At 35.6% G+C, this 12288-nt stretch carries 14 protein-coding genes; 10 read left to right on the forward strand and 4 right to left on the reverse strand.

The features are described 5' to 3' along the window. Positions 1-33: 33 nt before the first annotated feature. From H0184_RS18395 to H0184_RS18415, 5 genes are all read left to right on the forward strand, one after another. A complete protein-coding gene (locus tag H0184_RS18395) occupies positions 34-480 on the forward strand; it encodes a DinB family protein (RefSeq protein WP_221827491.1) in 447 nt (148 codons plus the stop codon). A 155-nt stretch (positions 481-635) separates the two neighbouring features. Further along, positions 636-1379: a GDSL-type esterase/lipase family protein gene (locus H0184_RS18400; RefSeq protein WP_221827492.1), complete on the forward strand. Its 744-nt coding sequence runs from the start codon at positions 636-638 to the stop codon at positions 1377-1379. A 174-nt stretch (positions 1380-1553) separates the two neighbouring features. After that, a complete protein-coding gene (locus H0184_RS18405; protein ID WP_221827493.1) occupies positions 1554-2120 on the forward strand; it encodes a hypothetical protein in 567 nt (188 codons plus the stop codon). A 237-nt stretch (positions 2121-2357) separates the two neighbouring features. Next, positions 2358-3005, forward strand: coding sequence for a class I SAM-dependent methyltransferase (locus H0184_RS18410; protein ID WP_221827494.1), 648 nt, complete (start codon positions 2358-2360; stop codon positions 3003-3005). A 17-nt stretch (positions 3006-3022) separates the two neighbouring features. Beyond that, positions 3023-3463, forward strand: a complete 441-nt coding sequence (locus H0184_RS18415; RefSeq protein ID WP_221827495.1) for a YybH family protein — start codon at positions 3023-3025, stop codon at positions 3461-3463. A 216-nt stretch (positions 3464-3679) separates the two neighbouring features. Here H0184_RS18415 and H0184_RS18420 read toward each other — a convergent pair whose 3' ends face one another. Together H0184_RS18420 and H0184_RS18425 are read right to left on the reverse strand one after the other, a co-directional pair. Then, positions 3680-4786 carry a hypothetical protein gene (locus tag H0184_RS18420; RefSeq protein WP_221827496.1) on the reverse strand — a complete coding sequence of 369 codons (1107 nt, stop codon included), beginning with the start codon at positions 4784-4786 and terminating at the stop codon, positions 3680-3682. 342 nt (positions 4787-5128) lie between these two features. Then, positions 5129-5473 (reverse strand): hypothetical protein, encoded by a 345-nt coding sequence (locus H0184_RS18425; protein WP_221827497.1) that lies wholly within the window; start codon positions 5471-5473, stop codon positions 5129-5131. Positions 5474-5629: 156 nt separating this feature from the next. On the opposite strand from H0184_RS18425, the gene H0184_RS18430 reads away from it, so the two are divergent. Then, positions 5630-5848, forward strand: a complete 219-nt coding sequence (locus H0184_RS18430; protein ID WP_221827498.1) for a hypothetical protein — start codon at positions 5630-5632, stop codon at positions 5846-5848. A gap of 100 nt (positions 5849-5948) precedes the next feature. Here H0184_RS18430 and H0184_RS18435 read toward each other — a convergent pair whose 3' ends face one another. Both H0184_RS18435 and ppsA read right to left on the reverse strand, forming a co-directional pair. Further along, positions 5949-6374, reverse strand: coding sequence for a hypothetical protein (locus H0184_RS18435; protein ID WP_221827499.1), 426 nt, complete (start codon positions 6372-6374; stop codon positions 5949-5951). A 297-nt stretch (positions 6375-6671) separates the two neighbouring features. Further along, entirely contained in the window at positions 6672-9272 is a 2601-nt protein-coding gene (ppsA, locus tag H0184_RS18440) for a phosphoenolpyruvate synthase (protein WP_221827500.1), read from the reverse strand. Between the two features lie 377 nt (positions 9273-9649). Between ppsA and H0184_RS18445 the strand changes: the two genes are divergently transcribed. The 4 genes from H0184_RS18445 (at position 9650) to H0184_RS18460 (ending at position 12212) form a co-directional block, all read left to right on the forward strand. Further along, positions 9650-10456, forward strand: a complete 807-nt coding sequence (locus tag H0184_RS18445) for a hypothetical protein (RefSeq protein ID WP_221827501.1) — start codon at positions 9650-9652, stop codon at positions 10454-10456. A gap of 330 nt (positions 10457-10786) precedes the next feature. Beyond that, positions 10787-11137 carry a DUF3221 domain-containing protein gene (locus H0184_RS18450; protein ID WP_313771797.1) on the forward strand — a complete coding sequence of 117 codons (351 nt, stop codon included), beginning with the start codon at positions 10787-10789 and terminating at the stop codon, positions 11135-11137. A 177-nt stretch (positions 11138-11314) separates the two neighbouring features. Further along, positions 11315-11770, forward strand: a complete 456-nt coding sequence (locus H0184_RS18455) for a hypothetical protein (protein ID WP_260631663.1) — start codon at positions 11315-11317, stop codon at positions 11768-11770. 187 nt (positions 11771-11957) lie between these two features. Beyond that, positions 11958-12212: a hypothetical protein gene (locus H0184_RS18460; RefSeq protein ID WP_221827502.1), complete on the forward strand. Its 255-nt coding sequence runs from the start codon at positions 11958-11960 to the stop codon at positions 12210-12212. Positions 12213-12288 lie beyond the last annotated feature (76 nt).

Raw genomic sequence — 12288 nt, forward strand, 5'->3', positions numbered from 1 at the left:
AAAACTATATTTTATATAAGGGGCTGGTGCTGCATGGAAACCATCCAATCGTTGTTTCAGCATGTACATTGGGCAAATCAACGGATTCTTGAAACCTTACAAAACAGTGAAGAACACAAGCAGGCGAATACTCTCTTCTCACATATCCTTCATGCGGAAAACGTTTGGTTTACTAGATTAATAGGAAAGGATAGTTCACATTTACCAATCTGGGCAGAGGTTAGTTTAGAATCCTGTGTAGAGATGGTAAATAAAAATCATCAGAACTACTCTGAATTTCTTTCAAAATTATCTCATTCTAACCTGGATCGAGAACTTTCCTATAAAAATAGTGAGGGTACAAAGTTTCAAAATACCATAAGGGAAATCTTAACTCATGTTGCTCTTCACGGTCAGTACCATCGGGGACAAATTAATCTACTCCTAAGAATAGCAGACATTGAACCTATTAATGTTGACTTTATTACGTTCAAAAGGTGATTGGTAGATTTAACTGTCACAAAAAATAATAATCACTCTCTGTACCCGAACCATATTGCATCCATAGGATAATTATTTTTTCCTTAGGAAGGAAAACTAATTCTTAATAGAGAACGTATTATCGTGTGATAATTTATGTTAAGGGAGAGAGAGTTATGAAAATTGGAAAAAGGTTAATAAGTGCATTGATTATTAGTTCACTCTTCGTTTCAATCCCATTTACCGCATCAGCAAAGAATATCAAAAAGGAACAGTTTGATTATGTCGCACTAGGTGATTCACTCGCTGCGGGACGAACACCATATGGAGTGGATCAGGATGGTTATGTTGACTTGCTAGCCAGCCGTTTTGAGCAATCTCAATACAATGTTGAACTCGATAATTACGGGATATCAGGTTATAGGACGACACATATCATGAATGAGTTATTCAATCCCTCTAATCCGAAGTATACTAGCTTTCGAGAATCTATTTCTAATGCGGAGCTCATTACCATCGATATTGGAGCGAATGATTTACTAGCCAATTTAGGCGATATACAAAAGAATCCATCAAAGGCACAACCAGTATTAGAAGGGATCGGTAAAAACCTTTTTTCCATCTTAAGTGAAATTGATATAATCAATCCCGATACTAAAGTATATGTAATGGGCTACTATAATCCATTCCCTCATTCGCCAGAACAACAACAAGCTGCACTTATGCCGTTATTAGATGCTTTTAATCAAACAATTCAAAGTGTAGCTAGTATGAACGGTGATATCTTCGTACCAACGGCTAAAGTGATTGAAAAGCATGAGAAGGAATACCTTCCAAATCCGGCTGACATCCACTTAGACATAGAAGGTTATCAAGTCGTTGCGAAAGAGTTCTGGAAAGCGATTCAAAAAAACAAGTAAATATCGATTTTTGTGCCAGATATAAAACGCTAGGATGATCCAATGTCTTGGATAATTCTAGCGTTTTTGTATTGTTTTTTTTAGTTCTATGAAAATTGAAATAACTTGGTTTCAGGCGATAGGTTTTATGATATTCTATAGAGGTAAATACGGCCAAATAGGAGAGAAAAAAAATTGTCTAAAGAGATATTATCCAAACAAACCGCAGGAGTTATAAGCGCTGTCATTAACCAGCCGCATTGGAAAAAGGATGAGCTATCACAAAAAATGATCCAAGCATTAAAAGAGATTAAACAAGCTGGGGATTCGCAAGAAGCTTATTTAGAGACGTTGCTTAGAAACGTGACCTTTTTGTATGAAAATACGAATCGTGCAAAAGCTTTTTTAAAGCACTGTATTAATGAAGAAAAGCTTTTTCCCCAAGAAACTTTTCATAAGATCATGTTGGACGTTCCTAGGCAAGTGAACGAGTCTAATTTCTTAGCTGAAAATATGCCTCGTTTTAAGGACGTGGTATACAAAGGTTCCACTATGGAAGAACAAGCAGCTCATTCTGAAATGGTATATTGTCACACCAGACTAGTTAACGACCTGTTAATTGATTTTATAGGCACTTTCCTTCATCCAAATAACAAAGAGTTTATGATTCACTTTTTGGAATATGCTTCCGATGTAGTAGCAGATACCGTCATGCACCATTGCCAAAATTTTTCGAACCTAATGCTAAAAGAAATAAGATAGAATATCAGTAAACTAATTTTAGAAGGCGAATAATATTTTCTCCTATATCCTACATTCAGAAAATGTTTGGTTTACTAGATTTGAAAAAGAACTCAAAGGAGTTCTTTTTTTCTTTAGCTGAATAACAAGTAGATTTATTAGCTAACGAAATAGGAGGATATGAAGAAGGATTATATAATACTGTAAGGGAATTAATTAAATAGGAACTTTTTTTAATAAAATAAAGTTGGGTGAGTTATGGAGTTAATTGATAGAGTTAAGGGGTTTATTGATAACCAATACAGAAAACCTAAAGGACTAATTGGAACCTATATCGGTGAAAAGATGGTACGGCAGCATAAACCTGAAACATTATGGACTATTGAATTATTAAATATCCAACAGAGTGAAAGTGTTTTAGAACTTGGATGTGGTGCTGGTTACGCAATGAAACTTATCCTAAAACAAAATATTGTAGGTAAAGTAGTAGGCTTGGACCTTTCTCCAACTGTGATTCGGTCAGCTATGATTAGAAATAAAAAGGCATTGAATAATGAAAAGGCAGAATTGGTACAAGCTAATGTAAAGAGTTTGCCTTTCGAAGACGCACAATTTGACAAAATATTTAGCATTCATACTATTTATTTTTGGGATGAAATATCTGCCACAGTATCGGAAATATTTAGGGTGTTAAAGCCTGGCGGTGTCTTTATACTTACCTTTTGTGATGGTGAAAACGGTGAAATATGGGACGAAATAAGTAGACTGATAGACGAACAATTCATTCCTATTATGAAGAACAAAGGTTTTTTTGATGTAGCGTTAGTAAAAGGTCCAAATTCAAGACAATTTCATACAGTTGCGGTTTCTGGAATAAAGAAACGTAAACCAGCTATCCAAAATTAGTAAAGGAGATGAACATAATGACTGAGGTATTTTTAACAGTTCAAGATGTTCTTAACAATTACAAAACAGCCATTTACGAAAAAGATGTTGAAAAATTCTTATCCATGTATGCATCCGACATGCAAATTTATGATTGCTGGGGGAACTGGGAGATCAAAGGTATTTCTTCATGGAAGGAAAATGTGGCAGAGTGGTTTAATGGCTTGAGTGAGGATGGAGTTTTACTTAAAGTTGATTTTGATGATGTAGAAGTTGAAGAAAATTCAACTCTCGCATTTGTTCATTGTGCTGTAACATTTGCTGCTCACCAAGAAGAATCAGGTGAGAAACTTCGTCAAATGACTAATCGGTTCACATATGGTTTGAAAATAGTGAATGAATCTTGGGTCATAACTCATGAACATTCATCATTGCCTATAAATATGGAAACTGGTAAAGGAATATTTAACTTAAAGTAAAGTATAAACTCTCTATGTTGGTAAAAAAAGATTGCAGCTCCAATTCTATTTTTCACTAAAGCTAAAGGGAGCAGTAGTGAAATAGCAGCGGAGTATGGGTGCCTTTTGCCAACGATTTCTAAGATATACGAAACTGTCCAGCCAATGGTAAGGTAAAGTGCCATTCTGGACAGTTCCTACGTATTCTTGATTGCTTGTTTAGATAATGTTAATTGGTTACAAATTGTTAATAAAATCAAGGGCTTCTTCCAACTTTGCTTCTAATACCATATTCTTCAACGTTATAGATTCAATGAGATTAGTAGTGTTCTCGTTTGCTTGTATTAGGTCATTAATTACATCCGTAGAAAGGTTTGAAATATTACTTATTGTTGAGAGTAAACTTAACGAAACTAGGGCGATAAGATTTCCTAATCCTTCTTCTTCAACTGCGATTGAATTGACAATATTACTCAGGCTATTTTCAATTTGTTCAATTTGAATTTCATTTAATTCAACCTGTCTGAATAAGGAAAGCACATCTTCTAGTTTAGCTTCTAATATCATATTTTTTTGTACGATGGTATCAACAATACTGCCTACACTATTATTTATTTCCAATCTTTGTTCTGTTGTAGGTCCAAAATTCCCAGCTCGATCTATTTTTTGAGCTTCACTCTCAATAAGTGCACCTAAGCTGGTTTCTTCATTACTAATAGCATTAATTAATAATATTAAGTTGTTGATCACATTTTGAATGGTAATAGGTAAAACTACATTTTCTGAAATTAGAAACTCTATAAACTGTATGACATTACGAAGTTTGCGTTGTAATATAAAGTTCTTCTGTACTATAATTTTCATCAGAGCTCTTACACTTTGATCAAGCTCAACTAATTCTTCAACTGTAGTGGCAATAGGGATAGCCGTATTAATTTTATCGGCCTCTGCTTGTATTAATTCAGCTAATGCATTCTCTTCATTGAAAATACTTCCAATCACATTCGCAAACTCTATGAGTAATTGTTGGACTGAGAATGTAGCGATATCCTGTTCTCGTAATGTATTAAGTACATCACGAAGCTTTCTTTCCAAGATTGTATTCTTTAGTAAAACGGTTTTCATTGTTCTTGTTACGGAACGGTTGATTCTTATTAAATCAGCAATTGTTACTCCTTCAACCCCAATGGCTGCTTGAATTTTGTTTGCCTCTGCCAAAATTAAAATTCTTAAACCAATTTCTTCAGTTGCAATTGATCCAATAACGTTGAGAAGATTTGCACTTTGAACCTGATTGATTTGTAGATTCTCCTCATTTTCAAGTTCGTTTCGTTCGTTTTCCATAGAATCACCCCCTTTGATATATAGAATACTCAATCATTAATGATATCGAAACGGCGCTTGTCTTATCGGATTAATACATTAATAAAGAACTGACCTAAATCTAGGAGTTTCCTATAAAATAGTAAAGGGACAGAGATTCATAATACAATAAGGGAAATACTCACTCTTGTTGCCTACATGGTAAATACCATCGAGGACAAAGTAATAAACTTGTAAGTAAGTATACTTGGAAACTTTTAATGTGACTTATAACGTTTATAAGATAATGTGTTGTATTGGCATTAAAAATGGCACATAAAAAGGGCATCAGTTCAAACTGATGCCTCTTAAACGTTACAGGTTTTATTTTTGTATTGCTTCTACATTCGATGTTTTGGTATATGAAAATTTAATTAGACCTAGGATTAAGAATAACATACTGATTGCCCAAAGAACTCCTGAAATACCAAGACGGAAAGATATTTCTTCGGATGCCATTGGATGACTTACATCGAAAGTGATGGCTTTGATGGCTTGGCTAGCGGCCAAACTGAAAAATAGTAAAAACCCAATAATAAAAGTATAGGCCAACCGAAATGGTTTTCGTTTTTTCGAAAATAACAATAGTAGAACAACTATAAACGTAAAACCTATTATGCTGGACAAACCACCTATTAACAGCCCCATTGTTTCCTGCTCCATCGGCATTCTATTACACCCCCAAAATACTATTATTGTTTATTTTAACATTAAATTCCAACACAATAAAAGTTTGTCATATGAATATAGGAATTTAATGATAGAATGAAGAAATGCTAGTTGAAATTATTTGAGATAGAGAAATGGAGGGGAGTTAAACCTAAAATGGATCATAAAAAAGAGGTTTTCTCATTTGGTGCTAATAAAAAGTGGCTTGCCATTCCAGCAGCTACTCGCAAGGAACTTGAACATAATGTTTGGTGTAGTCATTGTAGTGATGTTGTACAAATTGTAGACTTTGTCGTTAAGGATTCACCTCCAGAGATAGCGTTGGAAGGTAAATGTGGAAAATGCGGCAAGAAAGTGGCAAGATTTATTGATTAGACTCTATTAAACCTTAATGCTAATATTAACTAAAAAGAATGGAAATCCATCTAATCAAAAGGGTTTCCATTCTCTCCGATAAAAACCGTAATCAAAAGAATTATTTTCTTCTCAACTCACTTAGTGCTTCTTTAATTTCATCATCAAATTTAACTTCCATACTCATGTCATGTTCATACACATAGAAGATTAATACATTTTCAACTTCATAAACATTATAAGAAACAATATCCATTGTCGCTGTTCTACCATGGAAGTCTTCTAAGCCCTTTTTTCGTTCTTCCACTGAATTATAGATATACACCGATAACAACTTTCCATCTAATTCATAAGAAGAAGGTTTGACTCCATTAAGTTTCATTCCAAAGATGTTTTCATTACTTAATTCTTTATTTTCTTTAATGACCAATTGCTGTTTTTCAACAGAAGATATAACTTCATCCAGCGTGATCCTATCGGGATTTATTGATTTGCAGGATGTCAGCAAGAAAACAATTGATATAAGAATTAGAGGTACTTTATTCATTAAAACCTCCTAATTTTTTAAATTAATACTAGATATGAAATGCGATTGGGATGAATATTATCTAATTCAAATTGTAAACCAAGTTGTAGAGGATTAGAACAGGGAGGGAAGAAAATTTTGGATAAGGTACAATTGAAGATTTTTATAGAGTTGGATTATTAGGGTAGACATGATGATTTCCCTCAATTCCATTGCCACTTAAGGGGTTACTTGAAACCAAACATGTAATTTCTAGTAGCAGTACCGCTCTTGATAACCACAGGAGCGGTGCTGCTTTTTACTAGACTTATTCAGCCATTACAATAATTCTATAAAACCCTCTGTCCCATGCACGCGAATTCGCTGTCCATCTTTTATCAGTTTGGTCGCATTTTCGACTCCAACAACTGCTGGTAAGCCATATTCACGTGCGATAACGGCTCCATGTGTCATCAGACCGCCCACTTCGGTGACGAGACCTTTTATAGAGACAAATAATGGTGTCCAGCCAGGGTCGGTAAAGGCAGTGACTAAGATATCTCCCTCTTCAAAATCAGCATCCTCCTTGTTTAAAATGACACGTGCCCGACCCTCTATTACTCCCGATGAAACAGCCAGACCTGGGATCGCCTGTGCTGGAAGATTTTCTCGTTTGTACTGACCCGTAATAATTTCACCATCAGATGTGATAACTCGTGGGGGAGTAAGTTTTTCAAAATATTTGTAATCGTCTTTTCGTTTGCTGATTACCTGGTAATCCAGTTTGTTCGTACGTACGACATTGTGAAGCTCTTCAAACGTGAGATAGAAGATATCTTCTTTTTCAGAAATAAGATTGTTCTGTACAAGTTGTTGTGCTTCTTTTAGTAAAGCTTGCTTATATACGAAGTAGCGATTAATCATGCCGTATTTTGGATATTCGCGATAACCTATGAAAGTCCGTAGGGTGCTAATCATTCGTTTTGTCTCTTCAGCTTTTTGTTCACCATCTGGTAATTGCTTCAATCGCTCTAACAATTCTTGCTCTTTTTTCAAAGCAGCATGCTGGCCTTGCTCAAATTTCCGCTTGGCAGCACCCGGCTCATAGGTTTTGATGTTTCCTAGTATCATGGGGACAAGAGTAGTGGGTCTTTCAATCCAGCGTGGTTTCGCCAGATCGATTTCTCCTGCACATCTCATTCCGTATTTGTTCAGATAGGCTATGATTGCGTCTTGGCTTTCCTGTCCACCTTCAAATGTAACCAGGTCATCCAAAAAGTGTTCGTCTTTTACCTTTTGTAAATATTCAATTACTTCAGGATAAGGGCGAATCACATCGGCAACATCCAAAAGCGCCAGACCCATTTCCGAAGTAATATTATTTGGCACCGATAGAGAAAGTGTGTCTGCTGCGTTTTTTTCACCTAACCACTCGTTCATCTTTTCATTGATCCATGAAGTGGCTTGAAAAGCAGCCATGATTGCAGCCGAACTTCGTGGGTCAAATAGGATCTTTTTTAATTGCTGGATATCTTCTAGAATAAAATCAAATAAATCTGAGCCCGATTTCGTTTGTATGTTTTGTTTTAACTCTTGTATCGATGTTTGATTATTCTTGATCAAATCCGATACGATGGATGGATCATTGTCGATTTCAGCGGGCGCATTTGTATGGCTTCTGCCGGGACCCGTTGCTTTTCCATCATGTGGTATTGGTTTTATAAAATCGCCTCGTTCTATAACGGTCAGGAGTGCGTCTTTTATAAGCGGTTCGGATTGGCCTATCGTTTTTATGAGCATTTCTCTACTGACAGGAGAAGCCAGCATAGGTGTGACATCCACAAACAGCCTTCCACCAGCGGTACGCATAGGTGCAGGTGTCGTTAACAGGTAAAAGGACAATCCCAATGGACTCATAGAGTCGGTCATCATTTGTTGATGGCCAACAGATACATAGACGTGATTTTCTTGATCATTTGCTTTGGGAATGGGGTATAACGTAGTAATGGGACGGCTCTGGACGATATAAAAGGTTTCATCAACCAAGCACCATTCAATATCCTGTGGAGAGTCAAAATAAGCTTCAATTTCTCTTCCGATGTGTGCTAGTTGTAAAATTTGTTGATCCGTAAGTGTTTGAGTCTTTTGCTGATCAGGGGCGATTTGCTTTGTCTCTGTTCCGCCTTCTTTTAATCCATTGATAGCGAGCTTTTTGGCTGAGATCCTTTTATCGACGATTGTATCTTCCTGTACTTTGTAACAATCGGGAGAGACCAGACCAGAGACCACTGCTTCTCCAAGGCCAAAGCTGGCATCGATGGATAGGAGTTTTCGGTTTGAAGTAATCGGGTCAGCGGTAAATAGTACACCTGATGCTTGAGGGAAAACCATTCTTTGAACGATAACGGATAAAGAAACCTGAGTGTGGTCAAATCCGTTTTGCATACGGTAGATGACCGCGCGATCCGTAAATAGGGAAGCCCAGCATTTGCTGATATGCTGCAAGATTGCTTCTTTTCCGATGATATTTAAGTAGGTGTCTTGCTGTCCGGCAAAAGAGGCATGTGGTAAATCTTCAGCTGTGGCACTCGAACGGACGGCATAAGCATGTTCATCACCAAATCGGGAGAAATAGTGAGTAACTGCTTGCACAACATCAGTAGGAATTTCTACTTCCATAAGTACTTGCCGAATCTTCCTGCTGACCTCTCTGATTTGTTCCTGATTTTCGACATTTAGCTGTTTAAGTTGTTCCAACAGTGCATGGAACATTACGTTTTGTTTGATAGCCTTCTGATAGCCTATAGTTGTTACACAAAATCCTTCTGGAACGTGTATCCCTTGAATTTTTGATAATTCCCCTAAATTTAATCCTTTTCCGCCCACGAGCGAAAGCTGTGTGTTTTCCATTTCCTTAAAGCTGAGAACCAAAGCACTCATCTACATCTCTCCTAACATTAAATTAGAACGGATTACGACCAACTACCTCCACCATATCTTTTTTAAGTTCTATTGCATTTTAGCAGTAGTAATTATGTATAAACAGTCTATTTTACCCCTATTTTATCTGTTATAATTAAAGTAGGGAGGGGTTTATCTTCAAAATAAGAGACCTTATCCTACCGTAACCTGATGCCCCGGTTCATCTCCTTGAAGACATCTCATATACTTTTTCTCAAATCAATTTTTTTCATTAATCGCTTTACAATTTGGAATTCATACAATGGTGTTAAATCGATTTGAAAAATCAATTCTGAAAGTTAATATAGATGTATTAAGATTTGTATCATGTGAAGCAATAGTAGATGGAGGTATGTATGGAATTCATCCCAGTACAACAGCGTGATTATGTCAGTACATATAGAAGTCTTCGTTCATTATTTGAAAAGAATATAAGTGTTAACAGCATTTCAGAGGTTTTAGCAACATGCAATGTGGGAGATCAAGCTCTGCAGATAAAAGACCAAATGGTGTTAAAAGACTACGATGTTATCGGAGTTGAAGAGAAGGGTATGGTTATAGGTTATATCCTAAGAGATGATTTGAGGGAAGGAACTTGTAAGAAATATTTCCGCAGCTTTAGCCCTTCCGACCTCGTTTCAGATTCCACACCACTGCTTCAAACTCTATTTATTTTTAAAGACACTGATAGACTTTTCATTATTGAAGGGAACCGGATTACCAAAGTAGTAACGCTAGCCGACCTTCAGAAACCACCGATACGAATGCTTTTATTTGGAGTGATTTCACTAGTAGAAATGCATCTCTACCGAATCATTCGTCAGTATTTTGATGGTGATAGCTGGAAAATTCACTTAAGTGACAAACGATTAGAACAGGCTGAGGAGTTATTTTTACAAAGAAAAGCTCGAAATGAAGGTATTGAACTTAGTGATTGCCTGCAGCTTTGTGATAAAAGGGACATCGTCTTAAACGAGCAGCCTTTAAGGGAGCTTTTGGGAATTGAATCAAAAAGTAAAGGGAAGGATTTCTTCAAGAAATTAGAGATTCTTCGCAACAATCTAGCACATTCACAGGAATTAAATACTCAAAATTCCTGGAATGAGATGATTACATTAATACAAGAGACAGAGAAGTTATTAGAGGCATGTGAAAAAGTTTAGAAAAATATCCCACAATCTTATGATTGGTGGGATATTTTTTTAGCTTAAGTTTTGCTCACTGAGTATTTTTTCTAACAATGCAAGACAGCCTTCTGAAACAAGCCAATAGGTTTCTTCAAAGTCACCTGAGTATTATGGATCAGGGTCATCTCTATTATGCTCCGTTAAATTGACAGACGGATAATCTTCGGTTCTTTAGGTTTACCAGCGATTTCAAAAATGTGCTTTACAATTCTCTTATCCATTCCGATAAGATTAATTGAAGAAGGATTTCCCCTTTATTTGGGAGAAATTAATAAAGATAATATGCTAGAATAAGGGAAATGGTTAGTGATAGCTAGCCTTTTAATTATGTTTGTAGGGTGCTCAAACACTGATAGCAATGATACTAAAAAGGGCTATGATGATAAGGTAGCCAACAGTGCGGAAATTACTGGTCCTGGTGTTGAGGGTTACGTTAAAAAACAGACATCTAACAGGGGCTTTTTACTTGAGGTGACAAAGGATCACCAAATGTTTGATACAGGTACGTTAATACACGTAGGAGTAGATGAGGAAACAATGTTAGACGAATTAGAAGTAGGTCAGAATGTATCAGTTTGGTATGGTGGACCTATTCTCGAATCAGATCCACCAAAAATCAAAGGGTTAAAGATTGAAATCAAAGATAGTGAGAATTAAAGTGGAAAGCCCTTGTTAAGCGAACGGGTGCGATTCCTCATAAGTGATGGGTCGCATTTTTCTTATTAAAGTAACGGGAAGGTTAGTTTAAGAAAAAGAAAAATTTATACTATTTATATGTTAAAATATAGAAAATTTGTAAGAAAGGAGAGAATTGGAATTTTACAAAGAAAAATAATGTCTGCATCTGTTTCTGGAACTATCTTTGCAATTATTTTAGGATTTATATTTCCTAATCTTTTTGGTGATATAAGTATTAGTTCAATACACGAATATTTCTTTGCATCTATTTCGATTATCCCATTTTATATGATGTATAGCTTGCCAGCAATTTTAATTTATGGTGTTATTACATCAATTATTAGTGACAAGGTTGGAGATTTTATATCAATAAAAACCAAAGAAAAAAAGGTAGAATCAATCGTTTCAGGTCTATTGCATATTGTTTTCGGTTTAATATTGATTTGGTTAAGTCTTGGGGCAGCTATGTTATTTTTTATTACTGATAGAATAATGAAACGACGTAAACAACAGTACAAATGGTTGGAAGCAATTAAAAGTTTGGCACTTCCTGTGGTGACGTGGCTAATATTTATGGGAATTGTTTGGGTGAAGGATATGTTCTTGAATTAAGTGTTTGTTCATTGAAATGTAGCCATCTCCTTTTTTAAACAAAAGATTGTGAAACGTTGTACTTAAACCAACGGGTGCAAGAGTTCAAAAAAAGACATTGCAGAGGGTAGCGTTTTTAATTGAGCTAAAGATGCAGGTTAGTTGAGCAAGAAATAATGAAAAAATGTTAAAAGGGGGGCAATAATTTATGAATGATAATAAATCTTTGGCTAGAGCAATAATATTTAATATAGGATTTGCTATTTTAACAGTTTTTGTTTTCAGTCAATTATCGAATACTAACATTGTCTTTGGTATTGTGCTTATTGTTAGTCTTTGGTTTGTTTATGACTATATTAAGTTTTTGTTGGACAAAGCGGGAACAAAAAGAAAATTTAAACTTATAGGTTATACTAGTTATTTAATTACTGGTCTTATCACTTGTTTTTTTTTCTTCATTTAGGGTTTTATTAAGATAAAGGGTGCTTTAATAAAAGATACTGATAGATTACTTATAAGCGAAGTGAAGATGACAGGGT

The sequence above is a fragment of the Neobacillus niacini genome (assembly GCF_019749295.1).
Taxonomy (GTDB): Bacteria; Bacillota; Bacilli; order Bacillales; family Cytobacillaceae; genus Neobacillus; species Neobacillus niacini_D.